This window comes from Paenibacillus sp. FSL R5-0378, from assembly GCF_038009285.1.
GTDB classification, from domain to species: Bacteria; Bacillota; Bacilli; order Paenibacillales; family Paenibacillaceae; genus Paenibacillus_AQ; species Paenibacillus_AQ favisporus.
The window spans coordinates 3,408,663-3,428,098 of the sequence record NZ_JBBPAY010000001.1 but is presented as its reverse complement, the minus strand read 5'-3'; the positions used below and the strand labels follow the sequence as shown (position 1 = coordinate 3,428,098).

Sequence of the window (19,436 nt, the reverse complement as noted above, 5' to 3'; positions counted from 1 at the left end):
GAATTGGCAAAGCGTTCTTTGGAACTTACAGCCTGGCTGATAATACGTACCGAGGCCGCATCGTTAATAGCGTTTAGGAAGCAGCGCGTAATCCACCCGTTCCGGAACTTCAATCAGCAGCATCCGAAGCGGGCCTTCCAGGGCCTGAACCGTGATTTCTTCGTCATGATCTGTGCTCAGCAGCATAAAGTCGCGCGGATCAAACGTTTCGTCATGTACGCCCGGAAGCTCACCGCTCCAGCGGCCGCCGCCCCGAAGCGCGAGCGCAGCCAGCGCACGCCCCTTATGAAGGAGCTGGCTGTAGGTGCCGCCGGCTTCCAGCTGAACGTCCCACATTCCGGCATCCACGCTGAGCTTAAGCGGAGCGTCTCCCCCTACGATCTGCTTCACGGTGCCGCCGGCGGTTTCCGTTACCGGAAACTGTTCGTGCTCCCATTGCTCGTAAGACGGTTCCCGCTTGTTCGATACTTTCAGATCCGGCTCAAACCAAATTTGAAAGCTCTCCATATCCGGACCGATCAGACGCTCTTCATGGCTGACTCCGGACCCCGCCCGGATGAGCTGGGCTCCGCCGGAACCAACCGTGCTGCGGGTACCGAGGGAATCCCCGTGTTCAGCCTTCCCTTGGATGACGTACGTCATAATCTCAAATCCGAAATGGGGATGAAGAGGAATATGTCCTTCCTCCGGAGTGTGGGCCCATGCCCAATAAAACAGCGGTCCGATCCGGTTTATGACCGACCCCTCCCCAGAGAAACCGATCGGCTTCTGCTCTGTGATCTTTCCTCCGTCAAATGCTCCGCGTCCCTGCATCGAGGGCAAATAGCGCCGTACATGCATGCTCATCCCATCCTTTCCTACCTTGTGTTAAATTTACATCCATCACGATTCATCTAAATGATTGACTTGCATATCCGTTACATCCAATTCAATGGAGTACACACCCGACCACCACACTTATATATTTTACGATAGCTGTCCTTACTGGAACAGGCTGTATGCACCCGGACCGGTCAATGCCACGCCGACGACCGCGGCGATCAGGATCAGATTATACTCAAACCCGTTCGAGGTCGCCCAAAATCCGTTTTTGCCATGGACGGTGACGATGGCGCCGATCATCGTTACAGCAATCATGATCGCCGCGAGCGGAGTCCAGATCCCCGCAGCAAACAGCAATCCACCTGCAAATTCAAAGATTCCCGTAATCAGCGCCAGTAAGAAAGCCGGCTTCAAGTTCATCGATGCGAGCCACCCGGCTGTCCCTTTTAAGCCGCCTCCGCCAAACCAGCCGAACAGCTTCTGCGCGCCATGCCCGGCAAACGTAAGTCCAATCACCAAACGAATAATCAACAATCCCCATGCAACCATTTTTAACAGCCTCCATTTTTTAAATTTAATTTTCTTAATATTGAGATAATATTTTAAAAAAAAGCATCGTCCTTTCCAAACAACCCTCCGCTGTAACTTCTAACAAACTTCCTTCATTCATCCCACTAATATCGGCATAACCGCTGCATTAGATCAGCCTCATTTCTGTTTGGTAAATATCTTAAATTTAAGATAATTCATAATTCGTTTTTTGTCAACACCTGATTTACAAGTTTCTTTGCGCCTTAGAGTCTATACTAAGTGAACCTATCCGATGCATAGCATCTTAAGATCCAGACAACAATATTCCAAAAAGACAGGGGGTGTAATGATGGACAGCAGCCGTAAGATGGCCGGAAGTCCCGCTCCGAACGCCTCCTTGCAAAAACTGATCAGGCATGAGACGCTGGGCATCATCAAGTCCGAGACCTTGGCGCAGCTCGTTTCCGACTCCGCTCTCATCGATCTGCTGAAAATCAGCGCCCAAATGCGCAAATCGGTGCTCGAACAGCTTCACGACGTTTTTTACGGGCAATCCCAAGCGATTTCATCCTCATTCCAAGCAGGTGACGACCATGAATCCCCTCCTGGAGAGCCTGACCGGCCTAAAGGCGCTCAATGACCAATATATTGCAGCCGACCTGATGCAGGATACACAAGTCCGGATTTCTCTACTTGCCCAGTGCCTGTTGGAAAATCCGCCGCTTATTCAGGACAGTATAGCCAACGAGCTGCAAACGGCTATTGAATTTTTGCAGCGGCTTACGGAGTACTGCGTCCGTAAAGCCTGGATTCTGCCGGACGCTTCGGCACAGTGGGAGCAGGACCTGAAGTGGGCTTATAAGGCCGTTAAAATGGTCTGAACGTAAAAAAACGGCCCCCTGAAGGAGCCGTCTTTTTTATGCCATTACGGGCGAAGGTGATCGTTATCGGTCAAGGAAGCGGTATCGTCGGTCACGAGTCCGAGATCCCTATTATAGCGCTCGGCATTCAGCGAACGGTTTCGGTTGAATACATCGTAGATGTCACGGTCGCGGCCTCTGGCATCGACGATAACCAAAATTTTACCCTTATCCACATAAGTTTCGTATTCTTTGGCCTCGTCCTCCGGAATACCAAGGCCGATCAAGCCGCCGACGAGTCCGCCGGCACCGGCACCTACCGCAGCACCGGCCAGCGTCGCGGCAATCGGGCCTGCCGCAAGAATCGGCCCGATTCCCGGGATGGCCAGTGCGCCGATCCCCGCCAGCAGCCCGGCCACGCCGCCAAGCATACCGCCCGTGGCTGCACCGGCGGCCACGCCTTCCGGCGCCTTCGTACCGGTATCTTCCGTAATCGTCTGCAAATCTTCCCGGTCCCTCGTTACGACGGAAATATCCTCAGGCGGGAAACCGAAATCCTGCAGTTCGGTGATCGCCCGGGACGCTTCCTGCTCACTCTCAAAAACGCCAACAATTTTTTTGCCATGATCCATCATGTTCACCCTCCATTCATTGTTGTTATGCCTTCTATTACCCCTGCCCAGAGGTTTGCAAACAACAATGAACCGATTGTGAGACCATAACATTATTGGGGCCTGGTTCTCCTTGTCGGTACGGCCTCGAGCGGGTCGTCCGGCCAGTAATGCTTGGGATAGCGGCCCTTGAGATCCTTTTTGACGTCAAAATACCCCTGCTTCCAAAAGCTGGCCAGGTCCGAAGTCACCTGCACCGGCCGCTGAGCCGGGGACAGCAGGTGCAGGGTTAGCGGCGTCTTCCCCTTGCCGATGCGCGGCGTTTCATGCCATCCGAACATTTCCTGAAGCTTCACGGCAAGCACCGGCTTGGCCGGGTCGCTGTAGTCCACCGGGATTCGCGAACCGCTCGGAACGGTGATGTGCGTCGGCGCCTCCTCATCCAGCTGCTTCCGCTGCTCCCACGTCAGGCTCTGTTCAAGGACGGCGGACATATGCAGCAGCTGCAGATCGCTCTTTTTCTTCATCCCGTGCAGGTATGGCTGAAGCCACTCCCGCAGGGTCCCGGAGAGGGTCTCTCCGGAAAAATCCGGCCAGTCGGCATGCATCAGATGCATGAATTGCAGACGCTGTCGAAGCTGTGTTGACGACTTGTTCCACGGCAGGATATCCAGACCCTCGACGGCAATGCCGTCCAGCAGCGCTTCGGCTACGGCCTCTGACGGCGGCGCGGGGTCCGGCGATTCACGGAGGATGACTGCTCCCAGTTTCGTCACCTGCCTTGCTTTGACCCCCTGGATTTGCCGGTCCCAGGCGATCGCTCCTTCCCGGATGATGCCGTCCTGATGAAGAGCGAACAGCTCCTCCTCCGGAAGAGGTGCGGCCAGAAGCACCCGGCCCTCCGCCCCTTTGACGTCATCCACGCTGGCTGCCACAATATACGGCGCACGGCTCAGCAGTTGAACCTGCCCGATCTCTACACCCCTTCCCGAAGTCAACAGAAACCTGCCGTTACCCCGGTTCTGTCCGATCCGGTCGGGATAGGCCAAGGAGAGCAGCGGACCCGCGTATTCTTCGTTGATCGCTGCATCGGCATCCAGATCCATTGAAGCGCGGATACCGCGGATTTCCTGCTCAATACGGCGGATTCGCCCTTCGTCCGCAAGGCCGGACAGTGTACCCCGGCCGCCGCGCATCCACGCAGCTACGGCTTCGGCCCGCTTTCGGATATCGACGTCCCGGTCCATACTTTGTCCCTGGAACAGGTCCCGTTCCTGCAAAAGGGCTGCCAATATGGCCGCCAGCAACCCATGTCCCTGCGCGGCACCCAGCAGCACCATCCGCGACAGACGGGGATGCATCCCGGCTGCGGACATCTTTTTCCCCAGTCCGGTGATCCCGCCTCCGCTATCAAGAGCTCCCAGGCGCTTCAACAGCTCTACCGCCTGCCCATACGCCGCTGCGGGCGGCGGATCAAGCCACTGCAGGCTGAGCGGGTCTTTCACCCCCCAGGCTGCAAGCTCAAGCGCCAACGGGGCGAGATCGGTCTGCAGAATCTCCGGCGTACTCCGCTCTGGGAGAAAGTCCTGCTCTTCCCGGCTCCACAGCCGGTAGGCGGTCCCCCGCATCGTCCGCCCGGCGCGGCCTCTCCGCTGATCCGCCGATGCCTTGGACACCTTGACCGTTGCGAGTCCGGACATGCCGGTCCGCGGAGAAAACATCTGCGTCCGCATCAGCCCGGCGTCGACCACGATCGTGACCCCTTGGATCGTTAAACTCGTTTCCGCGATCGAGGTGCTGAGGATGATCTTCCGGCGCCCCTGCCTGTCCGGAGCTACGGCTTCATCCTGCTCCTGCTGCGGGAGCTGGCCGTGCAGTGGACGGATCACACAGCCCGCGGGCAGCCCCCTCTGCTCGAGTTCCCGGCGAACCTGTCCGATCTCCCTTGCGCCGGGAAGGAACACGAGCATGTCCCCGTCATGGACGGACAAGGCCCTCGAAACGACCGCAGCCACGGCCTGATGAAGCGGGGTGCCCGCCGCCGGCGGGGCATAGACCGTCTCGACGGGATACTGCCTGCCCGCGCAGTGAACGACCGGCGCTCCGCCCAGCAGCGCGGCTACCGGCTCCGCTTCCAGCGTGGCCGACATGATCAGCAGGCGCAGGTCCTCCCGCAGGACCGCCTGGGATTCCAGCGCAAGCGCCAGCCCCAGGTCGCCATGAATGTTTCGCTCATGGAACTCGTCAAAGATGATCATGCCGACGCCGCCAAGCTCCGGATCGCGCTGCAGCATGCGCGTCAATATTCCTTCCGTCACGACTTCGATCCGTGTGGACGCGCTGGTCTTGCTGTCCATCCGGACCCGGTAGCCGACGGTTTGGCCGACCTTCTCGCCCAGCTGCGAGGCCATATAAGCAGCAGCCGACCGGGCCGCAAGCCTGCGCGGCTCCAGCATGACGATTTTTTGGCCGTCCAGCCAGCTTTCATGGAGGAAGGCCAGCGGGGTTTGTGTCGTTTTGCCTGCTCCCGGCTCGGCAATAAGCAGCGCCGACGTGCGGCGGTTCAATATTTCTTTCAGCTCCGGCATGACCTGAAGTACCGGCAGCTCCAATTCTGTCATAATTCCACCCGTTTTCTCTTTATGTAAGGTAAAGATCGGGCCCAGACGATCACCCGACTAACGCTGTATCCCTCTATTATAAAGCCTGCATGCGCTGGATATCTATTCAGGTTTGCTATAAAATGTATCCATTCGGATTGACCGACCTGACTGATGATTGGGGAAAGGAGACAGCATCATGAACCCAACCAACCCGAAGCTGCGCGGACGGTTTGCCCCGACCCCCTCCGGGGAAATGCATATCGGCAATGCCTGGACAGCCCTGCTGGCCTGGCTGCAAATCCGCTCCGGGCACGGAAGCTTCATCCTCCGCATGGAAGACATCGACAAGCCCCGGTCCAAGCCGCATTTGGCCCGGCAGATCCTGGACGATCTGCGCTGGCTTGGCATCGACTGGGACGAGGGCCCCGACGTCGGCGGTCCCTATGCTCCCTATACGCAAAGCGAACGGCTTCAGCATTACGAGGATGCCTTAGGCAAGCTGCAGAAGCAGGGCGCCTTGTACACCTGCTTCTGCAGCCGGGCCGATCTCCTGTCCGCGGCCAGCGCACCGCACGGACTCGCCGCGGAAGGGCCTGCCTATCCCGGCACCTGCCGGAATCTCAGCCCGGAAGAGAGGGCGGCCAAGGCCAAGATGAAGCAGCCGTCCATCCGGTACCGGGTCGGGGAGGTGCCGGTGGCGTTCATCGACGGCGTCAGCGGACGGCACAGCTTTGATCCGGCAGCCACCGGCGACTTTATCGTTAAGCGGGCGGACGGCATGTTTTCCTACCAGCTGGCTGTCGTCGTGGACGACGCCATGATGCAGGTCACGCACGTTCTGCGGGGCGCCGACCTGCTGGATTCAACGCCGCGGCAGATCCAGCTCTACCAGGCGCTGGGCTGGGAGATTCCTGCCTTTGCCCACGTTCCCCTGTTTATGGGAACGGATGGCAAACGCCTGGCGAAGCGGCACGGGAACACGAGCCTGGCGGCGCTTCGGGAGCAGGGGGTATCCCCGGCCAAGCTCACCGGCTGGCTGGCCTGGATCGGCGGACTCGTGCCCACGCCGGGCCCGGCCGCTCCCCAGGAGCTGATCGGCCGGTTTGATTTGAGCCTCATTCCAGCCGAGCCGATCGTCATTACGGAAGACCTCCTTGCCCGGTTGTACGAAAGTTAAAGGGATGCCTGTCCTGTTAAGCAATGCTCCCCGCGGCCGCAGCGCCCGCTTGCTTTCGCTTTCGCACAGATCGCACGATACGGGCGCAACAAAAACGGCAGGTCAAGGGCATTCACCGCTTGAGCTGCCGTTTTATATATCCGAAAAGCTGTTAAACCAACAGCGATTCCGCACCGTCGATAATGATTTGCGCCCCCGTAATATGCTTGGACTCGTCTGAAGCCAGGAAGGCCACCAGATCCGCCACGTCTTCCGGCTGACCCGGCCCGTCGGCGAGCGGTTGGCTTCCTTCCGGAAACTTGACCGGGATGACGATTTCCTTCAGCTCTTCCGTTTTCTCCGTGCTTTGATCGATGTTGGTCGAAATCGCACCGGGGCAAATAACGTTGACGCGGATTTTGAACTTGGCCAGCTCCAGCGCCGCCATTTTGGCGAATGCGACCTGCCCGGCTTTGGACGTGCTGTAAGCCGACATGCCGAAGTTGGAAAAGGTGCGGTTACCGTTAATCGAGCTGGTGATAATGACGCTTCCGCCATTTTTTTTCAGATGCGGAATCGCGTATTTTACCGTCAAAAACGTACCGTTCAGATTGACGCTCAGCGTCTGCTGCCAGTCTTCCAGCTGCATTTCCTCAATCGGGGCCAGCACGCCGTTGATGCCAGCGTTCGCGAACACCACATCCACGGAGCCGAACAGCTCGGCGGTTTCCAGCACCGCCTTCTCCACGCGTGCCGCATCCGAAGTATCTACGTCAAAAGCGCGGGCCGCTCCTTCGCGGATCGCGTTGATTTCCGCTTCCGTCTTGGAAGTCCGTTCATTAATCAGATCAAATAAGGCCACGTTAGCGCCTTCCTGCGCCAGTTTGATCGCTGCCGCTTTCCCGATGCCGGAGCCTGCGCCGGTAACAATCGCCGTTTTCCCTTCGAATCGCTGTCTGTTGTATTGCTGCTGACTCATCGCTATCTCTCCTTTTTCATCCTCATCAAATATAGTTATCTGTCTCAAGATTACCCATAAAGGAGGTCAGCTTAATCATCGCGCAGCAAACAAATTTTATACCCGCAAAGGGTCAACCGGCAGCAAGCCGTTCATTACGACCACTGCAATTCAAGAAAAGCGGCATCATCCTGAAGCCCTTCGGTGTGGGGCGCATCGAGCAAAATCTGGATCAGCTCGTCCGGCAGCACCTGATGGATCGGGTCCAGATCGGCGAGCCCGTCGGTATACAGCTGCAGGCGCATCGGCATGCCGTAATCCAGACGGGTTTGGTACACATGCGGTTTGCCGCCGACCGGACCGGTTAGCGTGGACCACCGCTCATTGGTCCGAAAGGTGTCATCAAAGTGCTCGCTGACTTCCAGACCGTCCTTCCAAAAGCGCAGCCGCGAGTCTCCCTGCCACGCCATCCACAGTCTCCCCTGCTTCTTTCTGCTTATAGGCAGTTCAATCCGCCCGCAAATATACATGGATTGGCTGCCCATACGCTGCTTGTCCTCCAGCACCTCCCGCAGTAAGGAGGGGACCCCACCCGGTGGAGCTAACCGCCGAAGCTGCGCCGAAGCCGATTCGGTGATGGACGTCATGAAATCCGTAAATCCGGCCGAAGACCAGTCCCGCGTATGGTCCAGCCAATCCAGCAGCGTGTTGCCGAGAAAACGGGCGGCAAAATCACCTTGATAGCTCATACTGACGCCGTCACACAGCACAAAGTTGCACACGTCACCGTACGTCTGCACACCGACGAAATCCTGTCCGTTCTCTCCCTGCAGCAGCGTCTCCATCGCCCGTCCGTAAGCGTACCTGCACAGTACCCGTCCCGAATGGGAAGCGAGCGGCTGCTCCTGGGCCTGGGAGCTGATAAACGTAAACATGTCACCGGTTGCTGCCGAGTTTATTTTCACAGGCGGATCCCTCCTAAGCTCTTACCGGCGTGGCCGCCGACATTTGAAAACCGATGGATACCAGCTCCGCACAACTTCCCGGAAGCATCATCAGCGCCCCCGGGGCAAGCAGATAATCGGCTTCGACCAGCATGTCCCGATAGCTCTCCGGAAGCGGAGATGACATGTTTCTCAGCTTCACCGCATGCTCATCGTGAAGGAGGGTATCTGGCAGGATGCCTCTCCAGCGGCGCGGCTGGGCAATCGGCTGATCGAGCATGTGATCGGAAATGAAGATGTTCTCCACAAGCACGTTTCCGTCAGGCACGCTCATGCTCATGATGCGCCTTGCGATCGGCTCGGGATCCTCTCCGGTCGTCACCCCGTCCGTCATGTGGCAGACGAGTGGAGCCGGACAGTCCTGCATGCGCGGCAGCTCGGCCTGCAATATTTTCTCTGCCTGTTGAAAAGCTTTGGCCGAATCCGAAAACCGCTTCGGGGTCAAGTCCGGCAGGGAACCGACCGCTGCAATTTCGTCGATCCCTTTGATCCCGTTTAGCAGATCGTACACGTCGTCACTGTAAGCCAGGATGGCAATCCGGTACCGGGGCGTCAGCCGGTTCCCTTTCGTGGACCGGTACACCATTTGGCGGATTGCAAGCGACAGTGCTTCGTACACCACGTCGATGCGCCGTTTGCCGTCCATAAGCATATTCATGGATGCGCTGATGTCGATCAGATAGATGATCAGCGCCGGAGTCCGCTGGGAAGCCTGGATCGTATAGTTCATCAGTAAACAACTCCCCTTTGTAAATAATCCTTGGTCATTTTCTATGTCTAAACGTCAGGCAGCGAGTAAGAGCCATTGGACAGGAATTTGTAGATGGCCGACGCCCGGGTTCCCACCTTGCCGACGGACTTGAAATACGCCGCATCCTGTTCATACAGGCGGGCGAAATCCTTGGCATAGGAGCGCGCCCGTTCAATGTTGCCGCCCCGCTGGGCGTTAAAGGCCTGATTGTAGTAAGCGATCAGCTGGACGACCTGGCCGGAGCGCTTCTGCTTCAGCTGCTGCGCCTTCGCCTCGGCCGCTTTACGGGCCGCTTCCACTTCCGCCCTCGCCTTCGCTTCCTTCTGCTGCTGATAAGCAAGATAGGCTTCGTACTGAGCCTGCTTCTGGTACATTTCCTGCAGCTTTTTCCGCTCGGCAGCCTTTTTCTTTGCTTTTTCCTTCTGCTGCTGCAAATAGGCGTCATATTTCGCTTGGACCGCGTACTGATCCTGCAGTTTCCTGCGCTCTTCGGCTTTGCGCGCCTCCTCAAGCTTTTGCTGCTCGGCCTGCAGGCGCTGTGCTTCCGCCTGTTTCCGGGCTTCTTCCTGTTTTCGGGCTTCTTCCTCTTTCCGCGCGGCTTCCTGCTTCTGCAGCTCGGCCTGCCGGTCCGCTTCCGCCTGCTTTTGATCCGTTTGCGCTGTATCCGGGACCGCAGGAGCTTTCTCGCCGCCTGGCTTCGTGCCGGCTCCCGCCTCCATGTGCTTCCCTGGCGAATGGTCGGCAACGATTTGGTTAACGGCAAACGCCGTCCCGGCGAGAAGCAGGATAACAACCACCGCGGAAGTCAGCCATTTACGCGACTGGTAAAAAGGGACCTTGGCTTGTTTACGATCGGGGCCTGGCGGATTCAGCTCGGATTCCAGTCCGCGTATCGCAGCTTCCAGCTCGATCTCCATCGGTGAGCCATCGCTGACAAAATGGTGGGCGGATTTGTACACCTCCAGAGCACCGTTTAGATTTCCACTCGATTCGAGCTCTCTGGCCTGGTGAAACAGCCTGTTGACGACATCCTGATCACCGGACGCGGCTTCTTCCCCCTTCGTCAGGGCAGCCGCCCGCTCAGCGGCCGCTGCCACGAATCTTCTCGCAGTGGGCGCCGCCGGCGGCCGCAAAGCTGGGGAGGAAGCGGAAATCAACGGCTCCGGAGACTGCGCCGGTTGAACCGCATCCTGTTTCTCCGTAACGCTTTCATCCGCGTTTTCGCTGTTCTCCGTCATCGTCGACAGCAGCACCAGCCACTCGCCGAACGTCGGGCAGCTGCTCAAATCCTGGCTTTCCCAGACCCGCGCAAACAGTTCCGCCGTCTTCGCTCCCCAGTTCCGTTCCAGGGAATTTTTCAGAATAAAGTACCGCTCGCACGGATTTTGCAGTTCAGGCTGATCAAAATAACTTTCCCCCCAGGCCTTCTCCACGACTTGGGGATCGCACCAACCCAGCATTTCCGCAATGATGACCGCACCGGCGAACCGGTCGGCATAACCGCTCCACAACCCGCTTTGCACCGTCCGGTGCGCGGCATACCCCGGTGAACCCGCCAGCAGCACATCAGGCCTGTCCAGCTTCGGGCTGTACATCTGCTCAATGTCCACCAGTTCGACCACGCTTCGCGGTTCCGGCAATTCCACTTCAGAAAAAAACGGAAGCATGACATTGGGTGCCGACAAATCGCAGTGGGCCAAGCCGCGCTGCTCCATCCCCGATCCGATGGCCGCCAGCCCTTTGGCCAGCGCGAGGCTCTCCCCGCGAAGCAGCCGGCGCTGATCGGTCATAATATCGAACCAGGTATGCCCGTATATCCAGGGCATGAGCACCGCATACAGCAGGTCCGGATGCTCGGCAATCAGGCTTTCGTTTCTTTCGGGAGTGAGCACGTCTCGTCTGCAGACCTGCAAGCCCGGACTTTCGCTGTACATTTCCATCATTTCGGACTGGTACACCATCGCAGGAATACGATACTTCGGAAAAAACACTTTTAATGCTTTGGCTTCATGAAGCTGCCCGCTGGCAGGAATCAGCTGATAGACGATTCCCTGCCTTCCTGCCTGTGCATAAGCTAACCCGGGAGCGGCAGGATGCTGGCCAACGCGGTACAGCACCCCGTTAATAACCATCTCATCTCCCGCATTCGGTTGAAAAGACATGGACACCCCCCTTTCACTTAAACTTTGTGGACTGCAAGAAAACCGGGAGTAAATACACCCGGTTGATGATTCCTACGATCTCATTCTACTGTAAACGAACCGTAACTTGAATGGCTAAAATTATCTCGTTTCATCGATAGAGCGGAATTTCTGGGCAATGGCCCCGAGCTCATGGCTGATGCTGTTCAGAATCTGGACAAATGACTGCATCTGTCTGCCGGCTTCTTGAAACTCCTGGAAAAACCGCTGCTTCGTCAGGCCTTCCCATTGTCCCTCCATCCCCTGGATCGCTTGGGACAAGCTCGCTACGAGCTGCTGGCTCTGCTCTCCGCTCTGCTTAAATTGATTGGCGACCGCCTCCACCTGTTCCGGTGAAATCAAAATACGTCCTGACATGATGGTCCCTCCCCTTTTATCGGTTTCCTATGCTTTCCTCGGGTATCTTAAACTCTGGCTACACATCACAAATGCCATTTGGCTTAGCTTGTCGCGGATACCTCCGACAGTATTTTTTGAAACTTTTCCTCTTCGCTGTTAAAAAAGCCTTTGAATTCAATACTGTCGATATCTTCATGATTAAATAAAAATGTATAATTCGGATCAATATATCCTTCCGGGTATACGACCCCCAAATAATCATACATCTGATTGTTTTCCTGATGAATCTGCTTACGTCCATAAATCATCAGCTTCTTCTGTGCTCCTCTGAGAAGAACCACAGATCCGAGCGGAAGTAAAGCTTGTGAAGGAGTCCCATTATCCATCGCTTGTCCGTCCTCTCATTTAAGTATGTATTCTTCATGGGTAAGCAGCCGGTCATCACGATCCGGTGATAGAATCAGATGCAGATAGAAATCACTGGGTACTTCACGTCTACTGCTGGATCCGGTTTCAGGCAAAACGCATGCCCAGCGATTTCAGCTTGTCCTTCACCTGGTCCGCCAGTTTGCTCGCCCCATGGGTAACCGCCTTGACGGAGTCGGACACCAAATCCATCCCGCCTGAGGCATGCGTTCTCAGCGTTTTACCGGCGACTTCGATGTCGGTTACAGCCGAAATGACAAGACTCGAGGCCAGACCGACAAATGCTCCCACAGCAGTTCCGGCTGCCGGAACGACGGATCCGACCGCAGCCCCGATAGCCGTACTTCCAGCTATCGCACCCAGACCTATACCGTTATTGATCATGAGATGGCCGGGGGCCCTGTCCTCTTCCCCGCTCTCCTGCTGCAGCTCACGCTTTGTTCCGGTTCCCGGAGGGCCTTCATTTCCCGAATGGCCGCCCGGTCCTTGTCCCAGGGTTCGAATTTTGCCCGCTGCCTTGGGGTCGATGAACCTCCAGGCTGTAGGATTGTTAGCGGCCCGCTCCAGCAAAAACTTGGCACTTCCGGCATGCTCATTTTTGTTTAAACCCAAGCGCGCGTCTTTAGCAGCAGGAAGTACAACTCCAGCCATCAAAGTCGCTAACCCAGCCGCCGCTCCGGCGGCAGCCGTCCCGTGGCTGTTCCAACCCGAGTAACTGCCCCCCGCTTCGGCATGGACGGCCTGAACAGCGGATAACGGATTGGAGACCGTCCCGTCTGTCAGCCCATATCCAGGCAGAATCGGTTCTCTCCCGGAGACGGCCGCCGATTGGAACATGAGTGCGGGGCTTGAGTACATCAAGGTATCGTTCAGAATGGAATGATGCTGCTCGTCTGCGGTTTGAAATTCGGATGCCTTGGATTCGATCCATTTGCCGATATCCTTCAGCATGGCATAGATCTGTTCTCCCTGCCGGTGTGCGGACTGCCATTCGTCCATTACGGATTGCGGGAAAGCCGCTTCTCCCCTAAAGTTCCCAAGTGCCTGATTCAAGGCGAGCGTCATTTCCCGAATTTGTTCACTGCCTCTATCTAACTGACGGCTTAAAGACCGGAGTGACTCCGGTTCAACAGAAATACGCACGGACTCTCACCTTCCATTTAATTCTGCAGGCTGCTTCAGCCACTGAAGCAGCATTTCCTCAAATTGCTCCCTGCTCGCCGGAATGGCCGTCAGCCAGTCCTGATCCCCTTTGATGCTCATACGTACGAGCCAGTTCATCGTGTCATTTACCATAAACGCTGCATTTTGCGACTCCCAGCCGCTGCCGGTCCAAGTCGACAATTGCAGCTCACCTTCACCCGTGCGGTATTTCATGCATTTGGCAAGCGCGATCGAACCTTCCACATCGTTTGTTGCCTTTACCAGCTGGTCGCCGAGCTCTTCGAACGGAATTTCCGAGGTATGGCTGAAGAGATGGGCAAACTTCTTTTTAGAGAGAAGCAAAGCCGGCGCTTCCATCGGCGCGAAGTTTTTCAAGTCCATTTCCTCCACCAGCGTGCGGCAGGCCTCCTCGACGGTCCCGAGCTCATCCAGTTTGTACTGGCAGTCCTCTGCGGATTTGCATACTTGTACGACACGCTCGTTGGTCACATGAAGATAGCCTTCGAACGTTTCGTCGTTTTGAACATATTTAAGCCAGCAGGACCGCTGCGCCAAGCCGGCAATCGCCACTCTGGAAAAGATTTTGGGCGGCATAGACAATTCTATGCCGTTCTCTTCCTCAATGAGGTAACCCTTTTCCAGCAACGAGTCTTTCACAATATCCCATTCTTCCGAGATCTCTTCGGCCAGATATCCTTGAAATGGGTCTTCCACGCCGAGAAGCCGGTCCGAACCGAGAATCCCGGCAAGAAAAAAGAATTCTTTATTATCAAGTGTAATGGTGTCCTGTCTGGAAGCATGAATCGTCAACATTATGAGCCACCTCCCCTCAAACGACAACATGCCATCGGTCGCGAATTTCGGCAACCCAGCGATGGCTGTTCCAATAGTCATCAAACGGAATTGCGGCCTTAACCCTGAAATATTTCCGTTTAATATAGTACCCTTGTCCCGGCGGAAGGATTTTCAAGCTCCCCTGGGTATGACTCGCTTCCGAAAACGGAATACGAAAGAACGATAAATCGTTAGGGTCTAAAGTCCCGAACAAAAATCCGCTTTGGCAGGATTTAATATCGTTAAACCAGTCTGCGCCGAACGTCGGTAAATCAGCGGGCACGCCTGAAACGATCACATGCACATTTCGGTCGCGGCCCTGGCGGACGATCGCCGTCAGCTGCTCTTTCACTGTAAAATCCTGGAGCTGTTTCGCCAGCAGGTCCGCATCATCGATCACAAGCACAGCAGCCGGCGCTTCCTGGCCTGGACTCCGCGCTTGGACCAGTTCATACAGCCGCTGAATCAGCGGTCCAAGCTCTTCCTCGCGGCTGGCGCTAGCCTGAATATGCGGAAGTTCCGCCAATTGGCTAAGCCCGCGGTTCCCATAACGGGTATCGATGGTATACATCTGCAGCATTTCCGGCGGATAGCGGTGTGCGAGGGACAGCATCCAGCTCAGCAGGAAGGAGGTTTTTCCCCCTTCCATTGGGCTTGCTACGATAAAGTGCGGACCTTCCTGCAGGTCGACCCCGAAAGGGTCCAGGTCATCGGTTGCCAGCCCGAGCGGCACCTTAAGGCTGCCGCCGTTCAATAGATCCCGGTCGTAACCGGCTGCCGGCGGGAGCAGCTCCCTGAGCGTGACACGGTCAGGCAGCTTCCCGATCTCCGGAGCCTGCTGCTCGGGGTACAGGGAGCGGATCAGCTGGATCCGGTTTCGGAGCGCTTCCGTACGCTGTACCTCATCTTTTCCAACGGCCGGCAAAGCCGCCTGAAATTCCAGCGGCGGCTGGTACCCCTTCACCAAACCTCTTCCCGGCGGCAGACTGCCCGGTATCCGTCCCGGTCTGCCGACAGCATAATAATAATCGGCGGAGTCGGCCAGCTCGAAGGTCAAAGCGTTCGTCAGACTGCTCCGCACTTTCTCGAATATATCAGAAATCCGGTTGGCCGTAACGACAAATGTCATGCCTAGAGCCGCTCCTTCACGAAGGAGAAACTCCAGCGTTTCGTTTTCCTCAGGGTAAATGTTGCGGAAGTTCAAATAGCCGTCAATGACGATGACCAGTTGAGGCAGCAAACCAGGACGGAACGGTCTGTAAGCGGCTGCCGTCTTTACGCCTGCTTCAGCGAACAATTCTTTCCTGTGGGCTGCCGTCTTCATCAGAAACCGGAAGAGCCTCTTGATCCGGTCCTCCTCTTCGGCCGTCATGACCGCCCCGATGTGGGGGAGCCCCGCAAAATCGCGCATGACCCGGCCCATGTCCACAACGTAACCGTTCCAATCCGCCGGCGAGTACAATGTTGCCAGCGACATCAGAAGGGACTGGACAACGGTCGATTTGCCGAGGCCCGGCATTCCGTACACAGCCCAATGTCCTTGCTGCATCGGGATGGTCAGAAGCCTCTGGCTTTGGTTCGGCAGATCGTCCATCAGGCCGGCTATGCCGGTGATGTCATCAATATTGTCCGCATCCGTCCCTTGCATGACGGCGTCCAGCTCCAAATGCTCCGGAAGCGGCGGAAGCCACGGGCCCTGCAGGCGGATAATTCCCTCTTCTTCCGCAGTCCGGGCGAGCTGATCTATAAATACCTGCAGCTGTCGCTTCGGCTGCTGCATCAGCATTTCGGCCGCGTTCATGCCTCCGGACAACAAGCATTCCCGCTTGCCATTAAGCCCGACTTCGCTTACCGCCCGTTTCTCAAGGGAGGCCTCAGGGTCCAAATAAGGCGCCCCGCTCCATGCAAACTGCATTTCCTCGAACACTTCGTCACTGCCAACCTGAAGGTAGCCCCTGCCCGGTTTGGTGATCCAGGCGGCATTGGGAATTTTCAGCATATCCCGGCTGTCACTTTCATCCTGAACGCGGAGGCAGATGCGGAACCTCGCATTGCTCCATATTTTCTCGTCAACGACTCCCGCCGGCTTCTGGGTGGCCAGAATCAGGTGAACGCCCAGCGTGCGGCCGATTGCCGCTATACTGATCAATTCATCCATAAACTCGGGCTGGTCCCGCTTCAGCTCGGCGAATTCATCTATAATAATGACCAGATGCGGTAGGGGTTGTCCCTGCCGCTGTCTAAGCAGCTTATAATATTCATCGATATGCTGCAGATTGCCCGATTCGTTAAGTATTTTCTGGCGTCTGACCAGCTCGGCCTTCAGCGAGACCTTGGCTCTTTCGATCAGGCTGCTGTTCAAATTCGTGATCGTTCCGACAACATGCGGAAGATGATTAAACGTGTTGGACATGCCGCCGCCCTTATAGTCGATCAGCATGAAAGCCAGGTCATGCGGGTGGTATTCCGAAGCCAGGGAAGCGACGATCGATTGAATCACTTCGCTTTTGCCGGATCCCGTCGTGCCTGCGATCAGACCGTGAGGGCCGTGACCGTTCCGTTCGATCTTATCGTGAATGTTGAGCATGACTTTTTTGCCTCCGGCCCGGACGCCGATCGGAACGGGAAAGCTCTCCGGATAACGGTTGTGCCTCCACCTGCTGCGTACATCCCACGCCCGGATGTCTTCCAGGCCAAGCATGTCGAACAAGGACAGCAGGGATGGAATCTCCGAAGCCGACGAACGCTTAAGCCGGATCGGGGCCATATAGCGGGCGAGCGCGTCCGCCTTTTCCAGCGTAATCGTATCGGCTTCAAAGCTTTGCAATTCAAAAGAACCGTCTTCCCGTTTCAGCGAATACTGGCCGCTCCCCTGGGACATATCAACGATCAGCTGGCACTGCATCGGCAGCTTCTCCTTGCGGTCCGATATAATGATCGTGCAGGCATCGACGTCGGCAGCGTCCTCCAGCAGCAGCGGCAGGAGCGGTTCTTCTTCGATCAGCCCGCTCCCCGCCAGAACGACAACGTAGGCCGGCAGCTGGGCTGCGATCTTCCGGCCGGAAAAAGCACGTGACGTCTTGCGCCTTACCAGCCGCTGAAACAATTCATCCGCCAGCTGGTGGGCGCTGCTGCGGCGGTCAGCCATATAACGCGATGATCTGTCCTCATCCCAGACATGGGGCAGCCATCTCATCCAATCCCAGTCTCCGGCATCCTTCTCCTCATAAAACGCCGCCAGTTTCACCTCATCCGGCGAATGCCGTACGGCCAGCTGGACGGCGACCACCCGAAGCGCGTTCATGACGGACTCGCGATCGCCGACGATCCCGACGACTTTAGCCTGAAACAGCGGCAATACGATAGAGGATCCCGGCACAGTCTGAAACTCTTCTTCGAGCGACTGCGCCGCTTCGAGAAGCGGATCCTTGACGTAGCCTTCGGGCTTCGGCGCCTTTACCTTTGTATGAAACGGCAGGCTGCCGGTACCAATCCGCGTATGCAGAAAGTCGTCATCTTCCGGTGAACGTTCCCACAAGGAACTGTTCCGGTTTTTTACGATATGAAAGCAGACATCGGGGTCTCCATGGATATCGTATAGCACGTCCACTTGTTCCTTCTGCCCTGCGGCAAGCTCCTTCCTGAGCTTGTCCAGTTCCGCATAATACATGCTGATGCGTTCGTTCAGCTGTTCTTTATATTTCCTTTTGTTTCCCAGATAAGCGATGAAAGGGATCGTATATGATGTAAGCATCATGACAACAGAAACCATTTGAAACATGACATACGTGTTGTTCGCTATATTCCCTGTAAGGTTCATGTAGATAAACAAACCGATGCTGAAGATGGTCATCACTGCCGGGAGGATGATCGAAACCAAAGAAAATGATGGTTTACTCGGCTCGCCCGGCGGCCTCAGGATGTCCAGCCGCTGTTCCTTGATCGTCGGTTTGATTCTGGGCGAACGTTGATATAACACATTCATAATGCGTCAACCCCTCTTTTGGCATCCAAAATCCTTCAGGTTACCCATGCAATAAGTACTAGTGTTCAGGAATCCAAAAAAAACATTTTTAACTTTCCATTACCCGATTCCATTCATATTGAAACAAATTTCTTCTGCCAAAGCTCGGCGCCTCTTCCGTCGTGGTCGAAAAGGCCCGCTGGATTCGAACCATACAGCCTTCCCTAAGTCCTGCTTCAGCTACATCCTGGGCATCCTTTACCGGGAACCAGAGCCCCTCGGGAAATTTGCCTTCTAATATATATTGCGAGCCTTCAGGCGGAGCCTCCCCATAGATTCGAACGCCCAGCATGTCCTTTAGGTGGGCCGCCGGGCAGTCATCCGGCACTTCGACATCAAACCAGTCTCTTTCCTGGCCGCTGATCATCACGGTTAGAATCAAAGGTGTCCACTCCTTCTTGCCATAGTAGAAATAGCTTATTTATTGTAGTTGAAGTAACATTCAGCAGACCCAAGCGAAAATATGAAAACTTTGTAACCTTATGATAATGTAACATCAGTGCATAATCCTGTCAATTTGTGACATTTTAACTAGTTTAATTCTCGGTGTTCCATAGTTTTATAGTTCTTATGTACTATTTCTAGATGGATTTATCTGTATGTAACTGATTTTATATCCATTTTTAAGGAGATACTGGTCCTATTTTATCACTCCGAAAATAATACCTGATACCCAGTTTCACAGGCAGATGCAAGAAAGGCAAGTTCCCTCTTAAAAGATTTATAGCCTTAGGCGTATTTTTAGGGCCGCAGGTTTTGAAAACACACAAAAAATCGGAAGCCTCTAATTATATTCACTTCCGAAAAATTGTGTGCAATTTAACTATTTATAAGTTTTCTTTAAGGTTTTTTTAATATTTGGCAGGTAGAATACAGGTATGGAATAACACGAATGAGGTGATTTCTATGAGAATACTAATTAACTTCCAAAACAAAGTAGTTCCCGTATACTTTACAACCGACTGCAAACAACCTGTATCGAAAATAATGAAGCTGCTGAGTGGCACCTTGGAAAATAAAATTCAAAACGGAAAAAGAGCACTTCAGAAATGCTTGAATTCGCTGATCAGCATTGAAATTGAAGGTTCCGAAGCCATTCTTCACAGCAAGAGCGAAAATGACACCCTCGCACTGTCCCTCTATTAAGAGGGA

At 55.4% G+C, this 19,436-nt stretch carries 18 protein-coding genes; 4 read left to right on the top strand and 14 right to left on the bottom strand.

Annotation, left to right across the window (positions count from 1 at the left end):
* Nucleotides 1–63: 63 nt before the first annotated feature.
* Nucleotides 64–846, bottom strand: a complete 783-nt coding sequence (locus MKY74_RS16080; protein WP_341012490.1) for a pirin family protein — start codon at nt 844–846, stop codon at nt 64–66.
* Between the two features lie 135 nt (nt 847–981).
* On the bottom strand, nt 982–1,371 hold the full coding sequence (locus MKY74_RS16075; protein ID WP_076167846.1) for a DoxX family protein: 390 nt from the start codon (nt 1,369–1,371) through the stop codon (nt 982–984).
* 328 nt (nt 1,372–1,699) lie between these two features.
* On the opposite strand from MKY74_RS16075, the gene MKY74_RS16070 reads away from it, so the two are divergent.
* Nucleotides 1,700–1,993: a hypothetical protein gene (locus MKY74_RS16070; protein ID WP_144025353.1), complete on the top strand. Its 294-nt coding sequence runs from the start codon at nt 1,700–1,702 to the stop codon at nt 1,991–1,993.
* Nucleotides 1,947–2,234: a hypothetical protein gene (locus tag MKY74_RS16065; protein ID WP_076167850.1), complete on the top strand. Its 288-nt coding sequence runs from the start codon at nt 1,947–1,949 to the stop codon at nt 2,232–2,234. The genes MKY74_RS16070 and MKY74_RS16065 overlap by 47 nt, the downstream gene beginning before the upstream one ends.
* A gap of 44 nt (nt 2,235–2,278) precedes the next feature.
* On the opposite strand, the gene MKY74_RS16060 is transcribed toward MKY74_RS16065, so the two are convergent.
* Complete coding sequence (locus MKY74_RS16060) at nt 2,279–2,848, bottom strand: general stress protein (RefSeq protein ID WP_373309538.1); 570 nt, start codon at nt 2,846–2,848, stop codon at nt 2,279–2,281.
* 89 nt (nt 2,849–2,937) lie between these two features.
* Nucleotides 2,938–5,445 (bottom strand): ATP-dependent helicase HrpB, encoded by a 2,508-nt coding sequence (gene hrpB / locus MKY74_RS16055; protein WP_076167852.1) that lies wholly within the window; start codon nt 5,443–5,445, stop codon nt 2,938–2,940.
* Between the two features lie 178 nt (nt 5,446–5,623).
* On the opposite strand from hrpB, the gene gluQRS reads away from it, so the two are divergent.
* A complete protein-coding gene (gluQRS, locus tag MKY74_RS16050; RefSeq protein WP_076167855.1) occupies nt 5,624–6,604 on the top strand; it encodes a tRNA glutamyl-Q(34) synthetase GluQRS in 981 nt (326 codons plus the stop codon).
* Nucleotides 6,605–6,755: 151 nt separating this feature from the next.
* Here the strand turns inward: gluQRS and MKY74_RS16045 are convergent, their stop codons facing one another.
* The 10 genes from MKY74_RS16045 to MKY74_RS16000 all read right to left on the bottom strand — a co-directional run bounded on the left by MKY74_RS16045 (nt 6,756) and on the right by MKY74_RS16000 (nt 18,666).
* Nucleotides 6,756–7,562, bottom strand: a complete 807-nt coding sequence (locus tag MKY74_RS16045) for an SDR family oxidoreductase (protein WP_076167858.1) — start codon at nt 7,560–7,562, stop codon at nt 6,756–6,758.
* A 134-nt stretch (nt 7,563–7,696) separates the two neighbouring features.
* Nucleotides 7,697–8,506: a hypothetical protein gene (locus tag MKY74_RS16040; RefSeq protein ID WP_240913011.1), complete on the bottom strand. Its 810-nt coding sequence runs from the start codon at nt 8,504–8,506 to the stop codon at nt 7,697–7,699.
* Nucleotides 8,507–8,519: 13 nt separating this feature from the next.
* Nucleotides 8,520–9,275 (bottom strand): vWA domain-containing protein, encoded by a 756-nt coding sequence (locus tag MKY74_RS16035; RefSeq protein WP_076167860.1) that lies wholly within the window; start codon nt 9,273–9,275, stop codon nt 8,520–8,522.
* 47 nt (nt 9,276–9,322) lie between these two features.
* A complete protein-coding gene (locus tag MKY74_RS16030; RefSeq protein ID WP_076167862.1) occupies nt 9,323–11,458 on the bottom strand; it encodes a hypothetical protein in 2,136 nt (711 codons plus the stop codon).
* Between the two features lie 120 nt (nt 11,459–11,578).
* Nucleotides 11,579–11,854 (bottom strand): WXG100 family type VII secretion target, encoded by a 276-nt coding sequence (locus MKY74_RS16025; protein ID WP_076167864.1) that lies wholly within the window; start codon nt 11,852–11,854, stop codon nt 11,579–11,581.
* An 83-nt stretch (nt 11,855–11,937) separates the two neighbouring features.
* Nucleotides 11,938–12,222: a DUF4176 domain-containing protein gene (locus MKY74_RS16020; protein WP_076167866.1), complete on the bottom strand. Its 285-nt coding sequence runs from the start codon at nt 12,220–12,222 to the stop codon at nt 11,938–11,940.
* A gap of 127 nt (nt 12,223–12,349) precedes the next feature.
* The gene (locus MKY74_RS16015; RefSeq protein ID WP_144025354.1) at nt 12,350–13,405 is read right to left on the bottom strand and encodes a WXG100 family type VII secretion target; all 1,056 of its coding nucleotides are present in this window, start codon (nt 13,403–13,405) and stop codon (nt 12,350–12,352) included.
* 6 nt (nt 13,406–13,411) lie between these two features.
* Nucleotides 13,412–14,239, bottom strand: coding sequence for a hypothetical protein (locus MKY74_RS16010; RefSeq protein WP_076167870.1), 828 nt, complete (start codon nt 14,237–14,239; stop codon nt 13,412–13,414).
* Nucleotides 14,240–14,255: 16 nt separating this feature from the next.
* Nucleotides 14,256–18,245: a type VII secretion protein EssC gene (gene essC, locus MKY74_RS16005; protein WP_076167872.1), complete on the bottom strand. Its 3,990-nt coding sequence runs from the start codon at nt 18,243–18,245 to the stop codon at nt 14,256–14,258.
* Between the two features lie 88 nt (nt 18,246–18,333).
* The gene (locus tag MKY74_RS16000) at nt 18,334–18,666 is read right to left on the bottom strand and encodes a hypothetical protein (RefSeq protein WP_076167874.1); all 333 of its coding nucleotides are present in this window, start codon (nt 18,664–18,666) and stop codon (nt 18,334–18,336) included.
* A gap of 524 nt (nt 18,667–19,190) precedes the next feature.
* On the opposite strand from MKY74_RS16000, the gene MKY74_RS15995 reads away from it, so the two are divergent.
* On the top strand, nt 19,191–19,430 hold the full coding sequence (locus MKY74_RS15995; protein ID WP_076167876.1) for a hypothetical protein: 240 nt from the start codon (nt 19,191–19,193) through the stop codon (nt 19,428–19,430).
* The last annotated feature ends 6 nt before the right edge of the window (nt 19,431–19,436 follow it).

Excerpts from the sequence above, each read along its gene's own strand:
- MKY74_RS16080 (WP_341012490.1), bottom strand. The coding sequence starts at position 846 with ATGAGCATGCATGTACGGCGCTATTTGCCCTCGATGCAGGGACGCGGA.
- MKY74_RS16075 (WP_076167846.1), bottom strand. The coding sequence starts at position 1,371 with ATGGTTGCATGGGGATTGTTGATTATTCGTTTGGTGATTGGACTTACG.
- MKY74_RS16070 (WP_144025353.1), top strand. The coding sequence starts at position 1,700 with ATGATGGACAGCAGCCGTAAGATGGCCGGAAGTCCCGCTCCGAACGCC.
- MKY74_RS16065 (WP_076167850.1), top strand. The coding sequence starts at position 1,947 with ATGAATCCCCTCCTGGAGAGCCTGACCGGCCTAAAGGCGCTCAATGAC.
- MKY74_RS16060 (WP_373309538.1), bottom strand. The coding sequence starts at position 2,848 with ATGATGGATCATGGCAAAAAAATTGTTGGCGTTTTTGAGAGTGAGCAG.
- hrpB (WP_076167852.1), bottom strand. The coding sequence starts at position 5,445 with ATGACAGAATTGGAGCTGCCGGTACTTCAGGTCATGCCGGAGCTGAAA.
- gluQRS (WP_076167855.1), top strand. The coding sequence starts at position 5,624 with ATGAACCCAACCAACCCGAAGCTGCGCGGACGGTTTGCCCCGACCCCC.
- MKY74_RS16045 (WP_076167858.1), bottom strand. The coding sequence starts at position 7,562 with ATGAGTCAGCAGCAATACAACAGACAGCGATTCGAAGGGAAAACGGCG.
- MKY74_RS16035 (WP_076167860.1), bottom strand. The coding sequence starts at position 9,275 with ATGAACTATACGATCCAGGCTTCCCAGCGGACTCCGGCGCTGATCATC.
- MKY74_RS16030 (WP_076167862.1), bottom strand. The coding sequence starts at position 11,458 with ATGTCTTTTCAACCGAATGCGGGAGATGAGATGGTTATTAACGGGGTG.
- MKY74_RS16025 (WP_076167864.1), bottom strand. The coding sequence starts at position 11,854 with ATGTCAGGACGTATTTTGATTTCACCGGAACAGGTGGAGGCGGTCGCC.
- MKY74_RS16020 (WP_076167866.1), bottom strand. The coding sequence starts at position 12,222 with ATGGATAATGGGACTCCTTCACAAGCTTTACTTCCGCTCGGATCTGTG.
- MKY74_RS16010 (WP_076167870.1), bottom strand. The coding sequence starts at position 14,239 with ATGTTGACGATTCATGCTTCCAGACAGGACACCATTACACTTGATAAT.
- essC (WP_076167872.1), bottom strand. The coding sequence starts at position 18,245 with ATGAATGTGTTATATCAACGTTCGCCCAGAATCAAACCGACGATCAAG.
- MKY74_RS15995 (WP_076167876.1), top strand. The coding sequence starts at position 19,191 with ATGAGAATACTAATTAACTTCCAAAACAAAGTAGTTCCCGTATACTTT.